This window comes from Rubellimicrobium sp. CFH 75288, from assembly GCF_009904055.1.
In the GTDB taxonomy this organism is placed as follows: domain Bacteria; phylum Pseudomonadota; class Alphaproteobacteria; order Rhodobacterales; family Rhodobacteraceae; genus Rubellimicrobium.
The window spans coordinates 20,133-37,269 of the sequence record NZ_WYDP01000012.1 but is presented as its reverse complement, the minus strand read 5'-3'; the positions used below and the strand labels follow the sequence as shown (position 1 = coordinate 37,269).

The window sequence follows — 17,137 nt, the reverse complement described above, 5'->3', positions numbered from 1 at the left end:
TCTCACGACAGGGCCATGCGGGTCCGGCGCGCGGCCGCCTCCGTCAGGCAGGCGGCCACGTTCTCTGCCGTGAAGGGTCGCAGCAGGACGGCATAGCCCATCGTCTCGCCCTCGAGTTCGGCCGCCTCGCCCAGAAGGACGACCTCGCCGCCCCGGGCCCGGATGGCGGCTTCGAGGGGCGATCCCCGAAAGGCGGCCGGAGCCTCCGCCACAAAGGCGAGCGCCAGCGACGTCACTTGGCTGAGGGCGGAGAGCGCTTCGGCCGGTCCGGGCAGGATGAGAACCGGCGCGGTCGGGTCGAAATCCGCAACGGCCTGTGCGAGGTCGAGCGCCACGACCGTGTGGCGCAGCGCGATCAGATAGCCACGCGGCCTATCCTCATCGGTCACGGCAAACTCCTCTCGCCTCCGGAACGAACGGTCGCTTACATGGCGGACGACATCCGCGCCTGCATTAAACTGTGACATGCCCGACCCGGTGAACACGTCCGTCCATTGCACCGCAGCCCCTGTGCCGTGCCGCGACTGCGCGCTGCGGCGCCAGCCACTCTTTCTGCCGTTCACGGAGGACGAGATCGCCTTCATGGAGGAGTTCAAGCGCGGGGAGCGATCGGTCGTGCCGGGAGAGGTGATCCTGCACGAGGGAGAGGCGAGCCCGCTCCTGTTCACGGTCCTGCGCGGGCAGGGGCTGAGGGCCAAGACCCTGGCGGACGGACGCCGGCAGGTCGTCAACTTCGTCCTGCCGGGCGACTTTATCGGCCTCCAAGCCGGGCTGCTGGGAGAGATGAAGCACAATGTTGAGGCGCGCACCCCGATGGCCCTGTGCGTCTTCAATCGTGCCCGCCTGTGGGAGTTGTTCCGGACCGCTCCCGAGCGCGCGTATGACCTGACCTGGATTGCCGCCGTCGAGGAGCATTTCCTGGGCGAGACCCTCGCCACCCTGGGCCAGCGCGACGCGACCGAGCGTCTGGCCTGGGCGCTTCTGCGGCTCTGGCAGCGGCTCTCGGCCGTCGGGCTGAACCGGGACGGGGCGGTGCCGTTCCCGTTCCGGCAACAGGACCTTGCCGATGCGCTGGGGCTCAGCGTCGTCCATACGAACAAGACGCTCGCGCGTCTGCGGGAACGGCAGGTGGCCGACTGGACCGGCGGCCGGCTCCGGGTTCACGACGCGAAGCGTCTGGCCGCGATCGGCCATGTGGAGCCCGGACCGCCCGAACGACGCCCGCTGATGTAGGACCTCTAGCCTTCTTCCTCCAGGAACCGCAGCAGGCGCGCCTCGATGGCCGAAAGGCCGGCGATCTGTTCGTCCGGGGGCGGCGGAGCCTCGGGAACCTGTCCGGCGAGTCCGAGCACGGAGGGGTGGATGTAGGAGGTGCGCGCGATGGCGGGCGTGTTGTGCAACCGCCCGGCCGCCGCTTCGGCGAGGGCCTTCACCGTTGCCTTCTCCCCGGCCTGTGCCGCGGCAATGGCCTGCTCGAAGGCCGCCAGGGTGCCGGCCCAGGTCCGGAACGTCTTGGCCGTGAACGCTACCTCGGGATCGCCGTCGGCCTCGTCCAGATAGGCGTTGAGGGCGGTCGAGCTGAGGGTACGCGCCACGCCGTCCGCATCCACCCACGTCAGCAGTTCCGCACCCGGCAGGTCGGACGCCTTCTCGAGGATGCGCAACAGGCGCCGGTCGCGCAGCGTGCGGCGGACGCGCTGGCCCGACTTGGCGCGGAAGTCGAGGCGGATTTCGCCGTCGCGCAGGCGCACATGCTTGTTGCGCAGCGTGAGCGCCCCGTAGGAGCCGTTCTCGCGCGCGTAATCCTCGTTGCCCACGCGCAGCGACAGACGGTCGATCAGCGTCACGGCGGCGGCGAGCGCGAAGCGCGGATCGCCGGGCGGCGCGCGCAGATCCCGGGCCACTCGGGCCCGAATGGCCGGCAGCGCACGTCCGAAGGCGGCAAGCTGGCCGAACTTGTTCTCTGCGCGATGCTCGGCCCAGCGGAGGTGATAGCGGTACTGCTTGCGGCTGCGCCCGTCATAGCCCGTCGCCTGCAGATGCCCGTTGGGCAGGGGACACAGCCAGACCCGCTCGTAGGCCGGCGGCACGCCGATCCGCTCAAGCCGCTCGCGCTCGGGGCCGCGCTCGATGGTGGTGCCGTCCGGGGCGATGTAGCGCCAGCCCTTGCCGCGCCGTTGTCGTCGGATTCCGGGCATGGAATCGGTCACATAGACGAGGCCCTCGGGCAGCGAGGGCTCCGGCCGGGCAGCGGCGGTGTCGGCCAGGGCGGCCTCGGTGCCGCCGTCGAGGGGGGCGGGGGCGGCCTCGGTCACGCGCGCTCCACCTCGGAAGAGAGCTTGAGGACGCGGGCGCCGTCCTCCTGCTCGATCAGGAGGGCGGGGTCGTCCTTGCTGCCGTTGCGCACGATGCGCGAGCCCTTGAGGGTGCGGCTGACGCGGCGCTCGAAGCGCTCGGCCACGTGCCCTTCGGCGGTTCCGGTGCCCCAGTTCCATCGCACCCTGTCGCCGACCCTCATGCCGCCCCCCGTGCCCTGCTGCGAAGCGGGAACGCGGGCGCCCCACCTCCCGTTCCGCAGCAGGAAAGCGGTGTCCTCAGGCGTCGGGAAACCCCTCGGGAACCACGCGCAGCACGCGGCCGTCCGGCTCGTCGGTCAGCACCAGCAGGGCGCCGTCCGCGTCCACCAGCACGTCGCGCACTCGGCCGACATCCGTCAGCAGGCGCTCCTCGCCCGTCACGCGCTCGCCCTCGATCGACAGGCGGATCAGCGCACCGGGATTGAGCGAGGAGACGAGAAGGTCGCCCTGCCAGTCCTCGAACAGGTCGCCGTCATAGAACGCGATGCCCGCCGGCGCCGTGGCGCTGCGCCAGACATAGACCGGCTCGGTGAACTCGGGCGCGCTGGAGACGCCCCGCCCGACGGGCGAGCCGTCGTAGTTCGGACCGTAGGACACCTCGGGCCAGCCGTAATTGGCGCCGGCCTCGATCAGGTTGATCTCGTCGCCGCCACGCGGGCCGTGCTCGGAGATCCAGAGCCGCCCATCGGCGTCCTGCGCGATCCCTTGGATGTTGCGATGCCCATAGGACCAGACGCCCGTCGCCGCCTCGTCCTCGGAGAAGGGGTTGCCCTCGGGCTGGGCGCCGTCGGCGGTCAGGCGCAGCACCTTGCCCCAGGTCGTCATGAGGTCCTGCGCGCGGTCGCGCGTCGCGGCGGCGGAATGCTCGCCGGTCGTGATCCAGACATATTCTCCGTCGGGCAGGATGCGGCTGCCGTAATGCATGGGGCTGTCCGAGGGCGGGTCGCCCTGGAAGATGACCTCCACCTCCGTCATCTCGGTGCCGTCCTCCGACAGGACGCCGCGCGCGGCGGCCGGCGCGGTCATTCCGCCGTCGAGGGGCACGGAATAGGTCCAGAACACCGTGCGCGTGTCGGCGAAGTCCTCGGCCACGGCCACGTCCAGAAGGCCGCCCTGCCGGCGCGCGTCCACCTCGGGCAGGCCGCCGATCGGGTCGGAGAGCGCGCCGTCCGCCGCCATCAGGCGCATCCGACCGGGCCGCTCGGTCACGAGAAAGGTCCCGTCCGGGAGCGCGGCGATACCCCAGGGATGCTCGAGCCCCCCGGCCAGGGTCTCGACCGAGACGGCCGTCGCCTCGAGCGCCGGCGCATCCATCTGCTCGGGGAAGGCGGGGGCGAAGGGGTCGTCCTGCGCAAGGGCGGGCAGGGGAACAAGGGCAAGGGCCGTCAGGGAGCGGCGCATGGATCGTCCTCCGGTCTGCTGGCTGTTCGGGGGACAACGCGCCCGGCCGGGGGCAGACCCCTCACGCGCGGTCACGGAGCCGTGAGAGGGACCAGCGCGCCGCATCGGCCACGGCCGGATCGGCCGCGTCCCGGTGCGCCGCGGCAGCGGGCGCGAGCGCCGGGTCGCCCGAATTGCCGATGGCATAAAGGACGTTGCGCAGGAAGCGGGCATGGCCGATCCGCCTGACCGGGGTGCCCGCGAACCGCGCGCGGAAGGCCGCCTCGTCCAGCGCGGCCATCTCGGCGAGCGGCGGCGCCTCGGCATCGGGGCGGTAGCGCATCTCCGAGGCGGCGACGGCGAACTTGTTCCACGGACAGACGGCCAGGCAATCGTCGCAGCCGAACACGCGGTTGCCCAGGGGCGCGCGGAATGCCTCGGGGATGGGGCCGCGATGCTCGATCGTCAGGTAGCTGAGACAGCGCCGCGCATCGAGGCGGAAGGGCGCGGGGAACGCGTCGGTCGGACAGACCTCGAGGCAGCGCGTGCAGGTGCCGCAATGCTCGCGCTCGGGCGGGTCGGGGGGCAGGTCCAGCGTGGTGAAGATCGCGCCCAGAAAGACCCAGTTGCCGAAGCCCCGCCCCAGCAGGTTGGTGTGCTTGCCCTGCCAGCCCAGCCCCGCCGCCTGCGCGAGCGGCTTTTCCATCACGGGGGCCGTGTCCACGAAGACCTTGCCCGCATGGCCCGGCGCCTGCCCGAGAAGCCAGCGCAGCAGGCGCTTGAGGCGCGGCTTGACGCTGTCGTGGTAGTCGCGCCCCTTGGCATAGACGCTGATCGCCGCACGGTCACGCCGGCCCAGGACGGCCAGGGGATCGGTTCGCGGCGCATAGCTGTCGGCCAGCATCACGATCGAGCGCGCCTCGGGCCAGAGCGCGCGGGGATCGCCCCGCCACTGCGCGCGCTCTGCCATCCAAGCCATCTGCCCGTGATGGCCGGCCGCCAGGAAGGCGCGCAGGCGCTCCATCGCCTCGGGGATCGCGTCGGGGCGGCAGACACCCATTGCAGCGAAGCCGGCCGCGCGCGCCTGCTCGGCCAGCGCGGCCTTCAGCGCGGCGCCGTCAGAAGTCGAGGTCCGCATAATGGGGCGCCGGGCGGAAGCCCGGCACCTGGTCGGCCAGGATCGAGCGGAAGGCGGGGCGCGACTTGATCTTGGCGTACCAGTCCTTGACCGTCTCGAAGAGGTGCCACGGCACGTCCGAGACGTAGTCCAGGACCGACAGCTGGGCCGCCGCCGCGAAGTCCGCGAGCGTCATGTCGTTGCCCGCGAGCCAGCGGCGCTGGTCCAGAAGCTCGGTCATATAGGCGAGGTGCAGCTTGATGTCGCGCGCGCCTGCCTTGACTGCGGCCGAGTCCGGCGGAGCGCCCGCGCCCATCAGCTTCTTGAGAACGCGCTCGCCCATCAGACGGCGCGTGACCTCGGCATGGAACTTGCCGTCGAACCAGGCGACCAGCCGCCGCGCCTCGTAGCGTCCCTCCGGATCGCGCGGCAGCAGCGGCGGGTCGGGCACGCGCTCCTCCAGATATTCGCAGATCGCCGTGCTGTCGGACAGGTGCCGTCCACCCATGCGCAGGACGGGAACCTGGCCAGCCGGGTTGCGGCGCAGGAAGTCGGCATCCTTTTCCCACCAGCGCTCCTCGACCAGTTCGGCCTCCAGCCGCTTTTCGCCCAGAACCAGCCGCACCTTGCGGCAGAAGGGCGAGAGGGGATGGTGGTAGAGGCGGATCGTGGCCTGGTTCATGCGGGCGCTCTCCGGCAGGCTGGTCGTTCCGGCGGGCGGTGGGCTGGCGCTCCCGGCCGGTCAGAGGGCCATGCCGCAACTGCGCTTGCGCCGCAAGGGGAGGGGGTTCAGTCGCCCTCGAAGCAGCGCGCCCGGCCGTCGGCGGCAATGGTGGCGGCGCCGTCGAGGATGGCGCGCGCCCGGGCTCGCAGCGCCTCGGTCGGATGCGCAGGATCGCGCGTCTTGGGAGAGGGCAGGATCGCGGCCAGCCGTGCGGCCTGCACCTCCGTCAGGTCCCGTGCCGCGACGCCGAAATGGTGGCGCGCGGCGGCCTCGATCCCGAAGATCCCTTCGCCGAACTCGGCCACGTTGAGATACACCTCGAGGATGCGCCGCTTGGGCCACAGCGCCTCCATCACGGGAGTGAGCCCCGCCTCGAGGGCCTTGCGCATCCAGGAGCGTCCCTGCCACAGGAACACGTTCTTGACGACCTGCTGGCTGATGGTGGAGGCTCCGCGCGTTCCTCCCTCGGCCAGAGCTGCCCGGATCGCGCGCAGATCGAGACCCCAGTGCAGGCAGAAATCCGCGTCCTCGGCGGCCACGACGGCGCGAGGGACCGCGGGCGCCACGTCCGACAGACGGACCCAGTGCTGTTCCACGTGACCCAGCCGCCGGCTCTCGCTCCACATGTAGGGCGTCGTCGGCGGGTCCACGGCAGCCAGAAGGCCGATGGCCAGCAGGGCAGAGGCGATCACGACAAGGGCTCCTCGCAGCAGAGGGGTCAGAAGGCGGCGCAGGACGGAGCGACGGGGCCGGGCTGCGGCGGGACTCCGCCGGGCGGGCCGGTCCGGGGACGCGGGGTCTTCGGCCAGGGGAGCACGTCGAGCCATGACGTCACCTCGCCCGGAGGGGCGGGCAAGATCAAGGTCATCGGGGACCCTCCGGCAGCCGCGTCACGTCTCGGACTGGGCGCCGCCCTGCCCGGTCGAGACGGCCGGCGCCGGTGCTGCCGCCGGTGCCCCTGCCAGACCGGGCGGCGGTGCGGCCGCCATTTCGGGCGCGGGCATGGGCGGGGGAACCGGATGAGCGCTGCCGGAGCCTTCGATCCTCTCGCGGAGCCGGGTCTCGATATCGGCAGGCAGCGACGTCTGCAGGACGCGGCCGCCCAGCCCGCTCAGCCGGTCGATCACCCGGTCGGCGGTCATCTTGCGCAGGAGCACGGCCAGCGCCGCGCCGCCGCCGTCCAGCGTGCCGCCGACCTCGCGCAGGAACGCGTCCTCGATCCCCACATCGGCCAGCGAGCCGCCCAGCGCCCCGGCACCGGCCCCCACCGCCGCCCCCAGCAGGGGATTGAGGAACAGAAGGCCGATCAGCGCGCCCCAGATGGACCCCCCCACGGCACCTGCCGCCGTCAGGTTGACCGCCTGATGAAGCTGCACCTCGCCGGTCTCCGCCCGGGTGACGACGACGACATCCTCCATCTCGACGAGATAATCCTTCTGGAGAGCCAGAAATTCGGCCCGGGCGCGGAAGGCCGATTCCTGGTCTGGAAAGGCGATCACGACGAGATCGGACATGCAGGCTTCCTCCTTGACATCGCAGCACGGCACCCCGCGACCCTGCAGACCAAGGCGGACGCGGACCGGCCCCATGGGCCGGAGACAACGCCCGACCCGCCGCCAGGTTCCTGCTCCTGCCGCCCGCTCCGCCTCACTCTGCCGCGAGCGCCCGGAGCAGGGACGTGTTGCCACAGCTCGGCGATCGCCCACTCGTCGGATCCTCCGCCTTGGGATCGGGCGGTGTGTCCGCTGCCACGCAGGCCGTGCAGACCAGCGCTGCGGCCAGACCCAGCGGCGGCTCTCGCCTGAGGCGCTCGGGTTCCAGACCGTGGCGGCGCGCGGTCTCGGCCAGGCAGGCGAGCCTGTGACCGGGCAGCCGCGCCAGTGCGAGAAGCTCGGAGCCCGAAAGCCCCCACTCCTCCATGTCCTCCGGCAGGAGGCGGATCGCTCCGGGTGTGCCGGCGCAACCCGCGCCGGCCGAAGCCGTCCTGTGCATGAGCGGCATGGCCCCTGTCCTCCCGGCTGTGCACGTCCCGGGCCGCAGGATGGACCGGTCTGCGCCCATCCGCCTTGATCGGGATCAAGGCGCGGAGGGGAAGGCGGCTTCGAGGGCGATGCCGACCATGTCGGCGAACCCCCGTTCGCGATCGGCGGCGGACAGGGCTTCGCCTGTCCCGATCCGGTCGCTGATCGTCAGGATCGCGAGGGCCCGGGCCCCGTATCGCAAGGCGACGGTGTAGAGTTCGGCCGTCTCCATCTCGACGCAGAGGCAGCCGTGCCGGCGCAGCTGGTCCCAGAGGTCCGACCGTTCGTCGTAGAAGGTGTCGGACGAGTAGATCCCGCCGACATGAACGGGAATGCCTCGGGCATCGGCCGCCGACTTGGCCGCCGCCAGCAGGCCCCAATCCGCGACGGGGGCAAAGCCGAGTTCGCGGAAGATCGTCCGCGACGGGCTTCCCGCCGTGGACGCCGCCATGGCGAGGACGATGTCGCGCAGGGCCAGTTGCGGCTGGAATCCGCCGGCCGAGCCGATCCGGATCAGGGTGCGGGCTCCGTAGTCGCGGATCAGTTCGTTGGCGTAGATCGAGAGGGACGGCATTCCCATTCCCGATCCGTGCACGGTCACGGGATGGCCGCGCCACCGGCCGGTGAAGCCCAGCATCCCCCGAACCCGATTGATGCAGCGGGCCTCGTCGAGAAACGTTTCCGCCACCCATTCGGCCCGCAGCGGATCGCCCGGCAGGAGCACCGTTTCGGCGATATCGCCCGCAGAGGCGTCGATATGGATGGTCATGGTGCCGGTTCCGCGGATCGGGATCCTGCCGCAATCCCGTCAGGCAATGCGCATCTCGTCCAGCGAGCGCCCCTGCTTTTCGGCCTCCTTGATCCAGGCCGGCCGCCGGCCGCGACCGGACCAGGTCTGCGAGGGGTTTTGCGGATTGCGGTAACGGGCCGAGGCGGGAGCGGGCGGCGTCGGACGGCCCCGGCGCGATCCGGCCGCGCTGCCGACGAGTTCCTCCAGCGTGAAGCCCCGTTCGCGCGCGGCCTCCTCGGCTGCCCGCAGGGCTTCGCGCTTTTCCCGCTCCGCGACCGCCGCAATCGCGCGGTCGATCTGGGCCCGCATCTCCATCAGCTCCTTGCGCGACATCTTCTCGTAGTCGATCATTTCTGCGCCTCATCGGAGAGAGAGAAAGAACTGGACAAACGGTGCCGGATCGAAAGATCGAGACGGGCACCGCAACACCATTTCCATCTAAGGCGCGCGGCCATTCTTGGCAATGGCGGAAACGGAATGGACCGCCGCATTCCGATCCGACCGGATCGGGATGGACGGCAGGCGTGGCTCCTGCCATGGCTGCTCCATGACCCGTGTCGTCGAAGTGCCGCTCTGGCTGTTCGTCCTCATCCTGCTCTTTGCGGCGGTCACCTTCGCGTCGCACTTCCTGGTCCCCTCGGTGCGCTGGTTTCTCCGCCGCCGGATGGAACGGGCGGTGGAGCGGCTCAACCGGCGGCTCGCGCGACCCATTGCGCCGTTCAAGATCGCCCGCCGCCACGACATGATCGAGCGTCTGGTCTATGATCCCGCCGTCACGCGCATCGCGACCGAAACGGCCCGGGCCGAGGGGATCCCCGAGAACGTCGCCTTCGAGACGGCGCGCCGGTATGCGCGCGAGATCGTGCCGGCCTTCTCGGCCACGCTCTATTTCGGATGGGGCGCGCGGCTGGCCCGGTGGCTGAGCCGGACCCTCTACCGCGTCCGCATCGACGAGGACGACCTGCGCCGGCTCGGCGGATTGCCGCGCGAGGCGCCGGTCGTGTTCGTGATCAACCACCGCTCCAACATGGATTACGTGCTGGTCACCTGGCTCGTCAGCGGACAGGCGGCGCTGTCCTATGCGGTGGGCGAATGGGCGCGGGTCTGGCCGCTGTCGGGGCTCGTGCGGATGATGGGCGCCTACTTCATCCGCCGGCGCAATCACACGCCGCTCTACCGCCGCGTACTGGCCCGCTATGTCCAGATGGCCACCGAGGGAGGCGTCACCCAGGCGATCTTTCCCGAAGGGGCGCTGTCGCTCGACGGGCGTCTGGGGACGCCGCGGCTGGGGCTTCTGAGCTACATTGCCGAGGGGGTGCGCGAACGGGGCAGCGACGTCATCTTTGTCCCCGTGGCGCTGAACTACGACCGGATCATCGAGGACCGGTTCCTCGTGCGTGCGGCCCAGACCGGGACGCGCCGGTTCCGGCCCACGGCGGGCGAGGTGGCCGGCGGCCTCGGCCGGCTGCTGCGGGCGCGGCTGACGGGGCGGTTCCGGGGTTTCGGCACCGTCCGGGTCGCGCTGGGCGAGACCCTCTCGCTGCGCGCCTTCGACGCCGCGCGCCCCGAGGCGGGGATCGAAGCGCTGGCAGAGGAACTGATGGCGCGCATCGCCCGCATCATCCCGGTCCTGCCGGTGCCGCTCGTCGCGCGCCAGATCCTGCGGGCTCCCGCCTCCACCTCGGAGATCGAGCAGGGGATCGCGCGCGATCTCGCCTTGCTGAGGGAGCAGGGTGCGGTGCTGCCGCGGCGGGATGTCCGGACTCTCACCCGCGAGGCCCTCACCCTTCTGGCCGGACGGGCGATGATCGCCGAGGGGCCGGAGGGCTGGGCGGTGCGGCCGGGCCAGGAGGCGCTGCTCGGCTTCTACGCCGGTTCCGTGGCCCATCTGTTCGAAGGCTGCCCCGTCCGCGATCCGGTCCCCGCCTGACTGCCCGCGGGCGGGTGCCGGCGGGCGGGCGACAGGGGCACGGGCGCCCGGCCGGACCCTCGTTTTACCAGTTGGTAAAATCCCGGACCTGTGGCAGGCTGCGCTGCAGGCCGGCGCCGAGACCGGCCGATCGCCGTCACCACAGGGGGTGAGACCATCATGACCAGCCCGCAGACGCCGGGCATCGCGGCCCACAGGCTCGATGCGGCGCGCCTTGCCAGCAACTTCGAGGATGTCCAGCCGCCGCTCGACCACCACGAGGCGCGCGTGGCGGCCGACCGCTGCTATTTCTGCTACGACGCGCCCTGCATCGCGGCCTGCCCGACCGAGATCGACATTCCGCTGTTCATCCGGCAGATCCAGGCGGGCCGCCCCGTCGAGGCGGCGATGACGATCTGGAGCCAGAACATTTTCGGCGGCGCCTGCGCGCGGGTCTGTCCGACCGAGCAGCTCTGCGAGGGGGCCTGCGTGCGCGAGGCGGCCGAGGGCAAGCCCGTCGAGATCGGCCGGCTGCAGCGCTATGCGACCGATGCCGGCATGGCCCGCAACAGCCATCCCTTCGCGCGCGAGGCGCCCACGGGCAAGCATGTGGCGGTGGTGGGGGCGGGGCCGGCGGGGCTGGCCTGCGCGCACCGGCTGGCCATGCGGGGGCACGACGTGGTGGTATTCGAGAAGCGCCCCAAGCCCGGCGGCCTCAACGAATACGGGATCGCGGCCTACAAGGTGCCGGGCGACTTTGCCCAGGCGGAGGTGGACTGGCTGCTCGGCATCGGGGGCATCGAGATCCGCTGCGGGGTGGAACTGGGGCGCGATGTCACGCTGGACCAGCTCCGGGCCGAGTACGACGCGGTCTTTCTCGGGATCGGGCTGCAGGACACCAACGCCCTGGGCGTGCCTGGCGAGAACCGCGCGGGCGTGGAGGACGCGGTGGACTTCATCGAGCGGCTGCGCCAGACGCCCGACAAGGGGGCGCTGCCGGTGGGGCGCAGCGTCGTCGTGATCGGCGGCGGCATGACGGCCGTGGACGCCGCGGTGCAGTCCCGCGCGCTGGGGGCGGAGACGGTCACCATCGTCTATCGCCGGGGCCAGGAGGCCATGTCCGCCTCGCGCCACGAGCAGGAGCATGCCCAGACGCGCGGCGTGCGCATCATGCACGAGGCCGCCCCGCGCGAGATCCGCGGCAACGGCGCCGTGAGCGAGGTGGCCTTTGCCTATACCGAGGCCGGCCCAGACGGGCTGCGCCTGCGCGAGGCGGGCTTCCGGCTGGAGGCGGACCAGGTGCTCAAGGCCATCGGCCAGCGGCTGGGGCCGCTGCCGGAGGGTCTGGGCGTCAGGGGCGGCAAGATCGACCCCGCGAGCCTGCCTGCGGGCGTGTGGGTCGGGGGCGATTGCGCCCCCGGCGGCGAGGACCTGACCGTGACCGCGACCGCGCAGGGGCGCGACGCGGCCGAGGCGATCCACCGGCACCTGACCGGTCCGGCGGCATAGGAGGGAGACGCGATGGCCGATCTGCGCACCGACTTCGTGGGCATCCGCAGCCCGAACCCCTTCTGGCTCGCCTCGGCGCCGCCGACGGACAAGGAATACAACGTCCGCCGCGCCTTCGAGGCCGGCTGGGGCGGCGTCGTGTGGAAGACGCTGGGGGCCGAGGGGCCGCCCGTGGTCAACGTCAACGGCCCGCGCTACGGCGTGATCCACGGACCCGACCGGCGGGTGCTGGGCCTCAACAACATCGAGCTGATCACCGACCGCCCGCTCGAGGTGAACCTGCGCGAGATCAAGCAGGTCAAGCGCGACTTTCCCGACCGCGCGATGGTCGTGAGCCTGATGGTGCCCTGCGACGAGGAATCCTGGAAGGCGATCCTCGCGCGGGTGGAGGAGACCGAGTGCGACGGGGTGGAACTGAACTTCGGCTGCCCCCACGGGATGAGCGAGCGCGGCATGGGCAGCGCGGTGGGACAGGTGCCCGAATACATCGAGATGGTGACGCGCTGGGTCAAGCAGCATTCGCGCCTGCCCTGCCTCGTCAAGCTCACCCCCAACATCACGGACATCCGCAAGCCCGCAGAGGCCGCCAAGCGCGGAGGGGCGGACGCGGTCAGCCTCATCAACACGATCAACTCGATCACGTCCGTCAACCTCGACACCTTCAGCCCCGAGCCCTCCATCGACGGCAAGGGCGCGCATGGGGGCTATTGCGGCCCCGCCGTAAAGCCCATCGCGCTCAACATGGTGGCCGAGATCGCGCGCAACCCCGAGACGCGGGACCTGCCCATCAGCGGGATCGGCGGCATCACGACCTGGCGCGACGCGGCCGAGTTCCTGGCGCTGGGGGCGGGCAGCGTGCAGGTCTGCACGGCGGCCATGACCTACGGCTTCGGCATCATCCGGGAGATGACGGCGGGACTGTCGGCCTGGATGGACGAGAAGGGCTTCACCTCGGTCTCGCAGGTCACGGGCCGCGCGGTGCCGAACGTCACCGACTGGCAGTATCTCAACCTCAACTACGTGACCAAGGCGCGGATCGACCAGGACCTCTGCATCAAGTGCGGCCGCTGCTATGCCGCCTGCGAGGACACGTCGCATCAGGCCATCGCCATGAAGCCGGGCCGCGTGTTCGAGGTGATCGACGCCGAATGCGTGGCGTGCAACCTGTGCGTGGACGTCTGCCCGGTGGAGAACTGCATCACCATGGTCGAGCTGCCGAAAGGGACGGTGGACCCGCGCACGGGAATCACCGTCGGCGACTACGCCAACTGGACGACGCATCCCAACAACCCGATGGCACGGGCAGCGGAGTGAGGCGGGCCGGAAGCCGCGGATCATCGAAGCCTCCTTTCGGGGCGGGGGTGACGGGGACGGGGGGAACGGGCGGGCGATTCGCCGCGCCCGGCTCCCTTGTCGCAGGAAATGGTTAAGATCCGGTTGACGCGCGGCCGTGCGGGCGGCGGGACGTGAGCGGCGACCCCCTCGACTGGCTCGGGCGGCTGGGCCTGTCGGCGCCGGGGCAAGCGGCTTTGTTCGTTCTGGCGGTGCTCGTGTTCCTGCCTGCGCCGGACGTGGACTTCCTGCTGCTGCGGCTCCTGCACCACCGCTCGATCCTGACGCATTCGCTGCTGCTGCCCGTGCTGGTGTGGCTCCTGCTGCCGGGGCTGGGGCCGGGGGCGGCGGCGGGGGCGTTCCTGGGCGTGGCGATCCATCTGGCGGCGGACGCGCTGTCGCCGCCGCGGGGCTATGGCGCGGTCTGGTGGCCCGAGCCGTTCCAGTCGAGCCTGGGGCGGTGGTCCACCCTGTGGCTGCTGGGGAACGCGGCGCTGGGGGCGTATCTGGCCTTTGCCGTGCTGCCGGTGGGCGAGGGGTGGCGGATGCTGGCGCTGGGCGTGGGGCTCGTGGCGGCCCTGGGCTATGGGGCGGTCAACGAGCGCTCGGTGCTGGCGGTGCTGGTCTGCGGGGGGATCGTGGCGGCGGGCTGGTGGGCGCATCGTTGGTGGCATCCGCCCTGAGCCCGGGCTTGCCGGGGCCGTCCCGGACGCCCACCTGTGGGGCGTGTCGCGGGGGTGGCGGGATGCGTCTGTCGGTTCTGGACCTGGTGCCGATCGTCGAGGGAGGCGATGCCGGGCGCGCGCTGCGCGAGACGGCCGAGGCCGCGCGGGCGGCCGAGCGCTTCGGCTATCGCCGCGTCTGGATCGCCGAGCACCACAACATGCCGGGCGTGGCGGGCGCCGCCACCGCGGTGGTGATCGGGCATGTGGCGGCGGCGACGCGCACGATCGGCGTGGGCGCGGGAGGGATCATGCTGCCCAACCACGCGCCGCTGGTCGTGGCCGAGCAGTTCGGCACGCTGGCCGCGCTGTTCCCCGGTCGCATCGACCTGGGCCTGGGCCGCGCGCCGGGGACGGACATGGCGACCGCCCGCGCGCTGCGCCGGCACATGGCCCCCGAGGGGGAGGACGGGTTTCCGCGCGACGTGGCGGAGCTTCTCGCCTATCTCTCGCCCGAGGGGGCGGAGGCGCGGGTGCGCGCGGTGCCGGGCGGGGGCTCGGAGGTGCCGGTGACGATCCTCGGCTCCTCGCTGTTCGGGGCGCAGCTGGCGGCCTGGCTGGGATTGCCGTTCGCCTTCGCGTCGCATTTCGCGCCGGCGCTGCTGGAAGAGGCGGCGGAGATCTACCGGGGGACCTTCCGCCCCTCGCGCTGGGCGAAAGCGCCGCATCTGACGGTGGCGATGGGGGCCTGCGCGGCGGCGACGGATGCCGAGGCCGAGCGGCTGCGCACGTCGCAGGTGCTGGCCTTTGCGCGGCTGCGGATGGGGCGGCCGGGGCCGCTGCCGCCGCCGGGGCCGCTCGACGAGGTGCCGGGGAGCGTGCGCGCGCAGGTGGAGGCGGCCCTGGGCTTTGCGGCCGTCGGGGGGCCTGCGACGGTGGCACGGCGGCTGCGCGAGGTGCGCGACCGGCTGCGTCCCGACGAGATCATCGTGGCGGGGGCGATCTTCGATCTGGGCGCGCGGATCGAGTCGCTGCGGATCGTGGCAGAGGCGGCGGAGGGCCTGCGCGCGGCTGCCTAGAGGAGCGCGAGCAGGAGCGCCGCCGCGAGCAGCAGGGCCCAGGCGCGCCAGAGGAGCGCCACGGCGCGGTCGATGTCGGCGGGCCCTGCGTCGCGCCGCCCTTCGGGATGGACCCAGGGGAAGTCGCCGATCCGGCCCCCGTAGCTGCGCGGCCCCGCGAGGGCCACGTCCAGCGCGCGGGCCATCGCCGCCTCGGGCCAGCCGGCATTGGGCGAGCGGTGGAGCCGCGCGTCGCGGGCGATGGCGGAGAGGGGCGCGCGGGGGGCGAGGACCCAGAGGAGCAGCGCGGTCAGCCGGGCGGGGACGAGGTTCAGGAGGTCGTCGGTGCGCGCGGCGGCCCAGCCGAACGCCTCGTGCCGGGGCGTGCGGTGGCCGATCATGCTGTCGGCGGTGTTGACGGCCTTGTAGAGCATCAGGCCCGGCAGGCCGAGAAGGGCGAACCAGAAGGCCGGCGCCACGACGCCGTCCGACAGGTTCTCGGCCGCCGATTCGATCGCCGCGCGGGCGATGGCGGGGCCGTCCATCGCGGCCGTGTCGCGCCCCACGATGCGGGCGACGGCGCGCCGCCCCTCGGGGACGGAGAGGCGCAAGGCGGAGGCCACGTCGCGGACATGGTCGGAGAGCGAGCGCTGGGCGAGGAGGATCGCGCCCAGCACGACCTCGGCCACGGGGCCGAGGCTGCGGGCGAGGAGCCAGCCCAGCGCCGCCGCCCCACCGGCCAGCAGCAGGAGCGCGAGCGCCCCGCGCAGCCGGCGCGCGCCCCCGCGGTTCAGGCGGCGGTCGAGCGCGTCCACGGCCCGGCCCATCAGCACGGCCGGATGGGGCAGGCGGCTCCAGAGCGGGCGCGGCTCGCCCAGCGCGGCGTCGAGCAGGAGCGCGAGGACCAGCGTCACGGCAGCGCGGCGGCGAGGCGGTCCCATTCCCCCGGTGGGGGCAGGCCCAGCCGCACGAGCGAGGGGGACCAGGGAAAGACCCGCACAAGGACGCGCGCCCGGGCGCAGGCCGCCGCAAAGGCGCGGGCATCCCCCACGTCGTAGAGGCGGAACAGGTCCGTGCCGCCGGCGAGCCGCGCGCCGCGGCCCCCCATCAGCGCGTCGAGGCGGGCGGCATCCCGGCGCAGGCGGGTGCGGGTCGTCTCGGCCCAGGCGCGGTCGGCGAGGGCGGCCGCCCCCACGGCGAGGGCGGGGCCCGAAACGGGCCAGGGGCCCAGCGCCTCGCGCAGCGCCCCCGCGAGGGGTCCCGGGGGCAGGATGGCGAAGCCCAGCCGCAGGCCGGCGAGGCCCCAGAACTTGCCGAAGCTCTTGAGAACGACCGTTCGGCCGTCGGCCGTGCGGGGCATGTGGCTCGCCTCCGGGGTGGGGTCGCAGAAGCTCTCGTCCAGGAGGGCGAGGGGGCGGCCCTCCAGCGCCTCGGGCGGGACAGGGCGGCCGTCGGGATTGTTGGGATGGACGGCGCAGAGCGGGGCGGAGGGGTCGTCGGCGATGGCGGTGCCGGCTGCGCGGAAGGCGGCCTCCCACTCGTTGTAGGTGGGGCCGGGGATGGCGACGGCCGGCAGGCGCAGCAGGTGCGGCAGGCGCGCGATCAGGGCCGACAGGCCGGGGGCGGCCACGATCTCGGCCTCCGGGGGGACGGACCAGAACGCGCGAGCGGCCTCCTCGAGCGCGCGGGCGGCGTCGCGGTCGGGAAGCGCGGTCCAGGCCCAGGGGGGCAGGGGGGGGAGGGGATAGGGAACGGGGTTGATGCCGGTCGAGAGGTCGAGCCAGTCGCCCCGCGCCCCGCCCCAGGCGGCGATCGCCGCGTCGAGCCCGCCGCCGTGGTCCCGCATCAGCCCTCCTCCTCGGGCAGGGGGGGCGTGCGCGAGACGAAGCGGCCCTTCACGCCGGCGGGCCAGAGGCGGTAGGGGACCTGTCCCGTCGGGCTCTCGGCATGGAGGCGGGCCCAGGCGACCACGGCCTCGGCGGCCTCGGGCGTGGGCTCGAGCCGGCCCAGCACATAGCCGAGCTTGGCCCGCGCGCCCACGGCGAGGTTGCAGCCGTGCTCGCAGCCCATCAGGCAGGCGGTGCGGCGCACGCGCAAGGCGGTGCCGCAGCCCGTGCCCTGGACCGCGCCCTCGATCAGGGCGGCGAGGCGGGCGCCGGGCGTGTCGGGGGCGCCCTCGGCCGGCCCCGGATGGTCGGGGCGCTTGCAGGTCTCGCAGACGGTGATCCAGGTCGCCATGGGCGGGGGTTGAAGCCGATCCTGCCCGTCGCGGCAAGCC

The 17,137-nt window shown here is 72.6% G+C and carries 20 protein-coding genes; 6 read left to right on the top strand and 14 right to left on the bottom strand.

Annotated elements, in window-relative coordinates; translation table 11 throughout:
• Positions 1-2: 2 nt before the first annotated feature.
• Positions 3-389, bottom strand: a complete 387-nt coding sequence (locus tag GT358_RS11285; RefSeq protein WP_166582729.1) for a hypothetical protein — start codon at positions 387-389, stop codon at positions 3-5.
• Between the two features lie 76 nt (positions 390-465).
• Here GT358_RS11285 and GT358_RS11280 point away from each other — a divergent pair, with 76 nt between their 5' ends.
• Positions 466-1,233 (top strand): Crp/Fnr family transcriptional regulator, encoded by a 768-nt coding sequence (locus GT358_RS11280; protein ID WP_243730845.1) that lies wholly within the window; start codon positions 466-468, stop codon positions 1,231-1,233.
• A gap of 5 nt (positions 1,234-1,238) precedes the next feature.
• On the opposite strand, the gene GT358_RS11275 is transcribed toward GT358_RS11280, so the two are convergent.
• From GT358_RS11275 to GT358_RS11230, 10 genes are all read right to left on the bottom strand, one after another.
• Complete coding sequence (locus GT358_RS11275) at positions 1,239-2,198, bottom strand: DNA topoisomerase IB (RefSeq protein WP_166582814.1); 960 nt, start codon at positions 2,196-2,198, stop codon at positions 1,239-1,241.
• A 113-nt stretch (positions 2,199-2,311) separates the two neighbouring features.
• Positions 2,312-2,518, bottom strand: coding sequence for a DUF2945 domain-containing protein (locus tag GT358_RS11270; protein ID WP_166582728.1), 207 nt, complete (start codon positions 2,516-2,518; stop codon positions 2,312-2,314).
• Positions 2,519-2,594: 76 nt separating this feature from the next.
• Positions 2,595-3,758, bottom strand: coding sequence for a PQQ-dependent sugar dehydrogenase (locus tag GT358_RS11265; protein WP_166582727.1), 1,164 nt, complete (start codon positions 3,756-3,758; stop codon positions 2,595-2,597).
• Between the two features lie 61 nt (positions 3,759-3,819).
• Positions 3,820-4,875, bottom strand: coding sequence for a tRNA epoxyqueuosine(34) reductase QueG (gene queG / locus GT358_RS11260; protein WP_166582726.1), 1,056 nt, complete (start codon positions 4,873-4,875; stop codon positions 3,820-3,822).
• The gene (locus tag GT358_RS11255; RefSeq protein ID WP_166582725.1) at positions 4,856-5,536 is read right to left on the bottom strand and encodes a glutathione S-transferase family protein; all 681 of its coding nucleotides are present in this window, start codon (positions 5,534-5,536) and stop codon (positions 4,856-4,858) included. Before GT358_RS11255 ends, queG begins: the two co-directional genes overlap by 20 nt.
• A gap of 107 nt (positions 5,537-5,643) precedes the next feature.
• Entirely contained in the window at positions 5,644-6,405 is a 762-nt protein-coding gene (mtgA, locus tag GT358_RS11250; protein WP_166582724.1) for a monofunctional biosynthetic peptidoglycan transglycosylase, read from the bottom strand.
• Positions 6,406-6,468: 63 nt separating this feature from the next.
• On the bottom strand, positions 6,469-7,092 hold the full coding sequence (locus tag GT358_RS11245; protein ID WP_166582723.1) for a DUF1269 domain-containing protein: 624 nt from the start codon (positions 7,090-7,092) through the stop codon (positions 6,469-6,471).
• A gap of 133 nt (positions 7,093-7,225) precedes the next feature.
• Complete coding sequence (locus GT358_RS11240) at positions 7,226-7,579, bottom strand: hypothetical protein (protein ID WP_166582722.1); 354 nt, start codon at positions 7,577-7,579, stop codon at positions 7,226-7,228.
• A 75-nt stretch (positions 7,580-7,654) separates the two neighbouring features.
• Positions 7,655-8,368, bottom strand: coding sequence for a purine-nucleoside phosphorylase (deoD, locus tag GT358_RS11235; protein ID WP_166582721.1), 714 nt, complete (start codon positions 8,366-8,368; stop codon positions 7,655-7,657).
• Positions 8,369-8,407: 39 nt separating this feature from the next.
• Entirely contained in the window at positions 8,408-8,740 is a 333-nt protein-coding gene (locus GT358_RS11230) for an H-NS family nucleoid-associated regulatory protein (protein ID WP_166582720.1), read from the bottom strand.
• Positions 8,741-8,936: 196 nt separating this feature from the next.
• Between GT358_RS11230 and GT358_RS11225 the strand changes: the two genes are divergently transcribed.
• The 5 genes from GT358_RS11225 (at position 8,937) to GT358_RS11205 (ending at position 14,880) form a co-directional block, all read left to right on the top strand.
• Complete coding sequence (locus GT358_RS11225; RefSeq protein ID WP_166582719.1) at positions 8,937-10,319, top strand: 1-acyl-sn-glycerol-3-phosphate acyltransferase; 1,383 nt, start codon at positions 8,937-8,939, stop codon at positions 10,317-10,319.
• Between the two features lie 159 nt (positions 10,320-10,478).
• Positions 10,479-11,807 carry an NAD(P)-dependent oxidoreductase gene (locus tag GT358_RS11220; protein ID WP_166582718.1) on the top strand — a complete coding sequence of 443 codons (1,329 nt, stop codon included), beginning with the start codon at positions 10,479-10,481 and terminating at the stop codon, positions 11,805-11,807.
• 12 nt (positions 11,808-11,819) lie between these two features.
• Positions 11,820-13,121 carry an NAD-dependent dihydropyrimidine dehydrogenase subunit PreA gene (gene preA, locus GT358_RS11215; protein WP_166582717.1) on the top strand — a complete coding sequence of 434 codons (1,302 nt, stop codon included), beginning with the start codon at positions 11,820-11,822 and terminating at the stop codon, positions 13,119-13,121.
• 152 nt (positions 13,122-13,273) lie between these two features.
• Positions 13,274-13,822 (top strand): hypothetical protein, encoded by a 549-nt coding sequence (locus GT358_RS11210; protein WP_166582716.1) that lies wholly within the window; start codon positions 13,274-13,276, stop codon positions 13,820-13,822.
• A gap of 62 nt (positions 13,823-13,884) precedes the next feature.
• A complete protein-coding gene (locus GT358_RS11205; protein ID WP_166582715.1) occupies positions 13,885-14,880 on the top strand; it encodes an LLM class flavin-dependent oxidoreductase in 996 nt (331 codons plus the stop codon).
• Here GT358_RS11205 and cbiB read toward each other — a convergent pair.
• Genes cbiB through GT358_RS11190 form a run of 3 tightly spaced genes read right to left on the bottom strand, consistent with a single transcriptional unit; the run spans position 14,877 to position 17,097 of the window.
• A complete protein-coding gene (gene cbiB / locus GT358_RS11200; protein WP_166582714.1) occupies positions 14,877-15,800 on the bottom strand; it encodes an adenosylcobinamide-phosphate synthase CbiB in 924 nt (307 codons plus the stop codon). The two genes, GT358_RS11205 and cbiB, sit on opposite strands and share 4 nt — an antisense overlap.
• A complete protein-coding gene (locus tag GT358_RS11195) occupies positions 15,770-16,705 on the bottom strand; it encodes an aminotransferase class I/II-fold pyridoxal phosphate-dependent enzyme (protein WP_166582713.1) in 936 nt (311 codons plus the stop codon). Before GT358_RS11195 ends, cbiB begins: the two co-directional genes overlap by 31 nt.
• Positions 16,705-17,097: a DUF1636 domain-containing protein gene (locus tag GT358_RS11190; RefSeq protein WP_166582712.1), complete on the bottom strand. Its 393-nt coding sequence runs from the start codon at positions 17,095-17,097 to the stop codon at positions 16,705-16,707. Before GT358_RS11190 ends, GT358_RS11195 begins: the two co-directional genes overlap by 1 nt.
• Positions 17,098-17,137 lie beyond the last annotated feature (40 nt).

What these genes read in the sequence shown, in the direction of transcription:
- GT358_RS11280 (WP_243730845.1), top strand. Translation starts at nt 466, where the DNA reads ATGCCCGACCCGGTGAACACGTCCGTCCATTGCACCGCAGCCCCTGTG.
- GT358_RS11275 (WP_166582814.1), bottom strand. Translation starts at nt 2,198, where the DNA reads ATGCCCGGAATCCGACGACAACGGCGCGGCAAGGGCTGGCGCTACATC.
- GT358_RS11270 (WP_166582728.1), bottom strand. Translation starts at nt 2,518, where the DNA reads ATGAGGGTCGGCGACAGGGTGCGATGGAACTGGGGCACCGGAACCGCC.
- GT358_RS11265 (WP_166582727.1), bottom strand. Translation starts at nt 3,758, where the DNA reads ATGCGCCGCTCCCTGACGGCCCTTGCCCTTGTTCCCCTGCCCGCCCTT.
- queG (WP_166582726.1), bottom strand. Translation starts at nt 4,875, where the DNA reads ATGCGGACCTCGACTTCTGACGGCGCCGCGCTGAAGGCCGCGCTGGCC.
- GT358_RS11255 (WP_166582725.1), bottom strand. Translation starts at nt 5,536, where the DNA reads ATGAACCAGGCCACGATCCGCCTCTACCACCATCCCCTCTCGCCCTTC.
- mtgA (WP_166582724.1), bottom strand. Translation starts at nt 6,405, where the DNA reads ATGGCTCGACGTGCTCCCCTGGCCGAAGACCCCGCGTCCCCGGACCGG.
- GT358_RS11245 (WP_166582723.1), bottom strand. Translation starts at nt 7,092, where the DNA reads ATGTCCGATCTCGTCGTGATCGCCTTTCCAGACCAGGAATCGGCCTTC.
- GT358_RS11240 (WP_166582722.1), bottom strand. Translation starts at nt 7,579, where the DNA reads ATGCCGCTCATGCACAGGACGGCTTCGGCCGGCGCGGGTTGCGCCGGC.
- deoD (WP_166582721.1), bottom strand. Translation starts at nt 8,368, where the DNA reads ATGACCATCCATATCGACGCCTCTGCGGGCGATATCGCCGAAACGGTG.
- GT358_RS11230 (WP_166582720.1), bottom strand. Translation starts at nt 8,740, where the DNA reads ATGATCGACTACGAGAAGATGTCGCGCAAGGAGCTGATGGAGATGCGG.
- GT358_RS11225 (WP_166582719.1), top strand. Translation starts at nt 8,937, where the DNA reads ATGACCCGTGTCGTCGAAGTGCCGCTCTGGCTGTTCGTCCTCATCCTG.
- GT358_RS11220 (WP_166582718.1), top strand. Translation starts at nt 10,479, where the DNA reads ATGACCAGCCCGCAGACGCCGGGCATCGCGGCCCACAGGCTCGATGCG.
- preA (WP_166582717.1), top strand. Translation starts at nt 11,820, where the DNA reads ATGGCCGATCTGCGCACCGACTTCGTGGGCATCCGCAGCCCGAACCCC.
- GT358_RS11205 (WP_166582715.1), top strand. Translation starts at nt 13,885, where the DNA reads ATGCGTCTGTCGGTTCTGGACCTGGTGCCGATCGTCGAGGGAGGCGAT.
- cbiB (WP_166582714.1), bottom strand. Translation starts at nt 15,800, where the DNA reads ATGGGACCGCCTCGCCGCCGCGCTGCCGTGACGCTGGTCCTCGCGCTC.
- GT358_RS11195 (WP_166582713.1), bottom strand. Translation starts at nt 16,705, where the DNA reads ATGCGGGACCACGGCGGCGGGCTCGACGCGGCGATCGCCGCCTGGGGC.
- GT358_RS11190 (WP_166582712.1), bottom strand. Translation starts at nt 17,097, where the DNA reads ATGGCGACCTGGATCACCGTCTGCGAGACCTGCAAGCGCCCCGACCAT.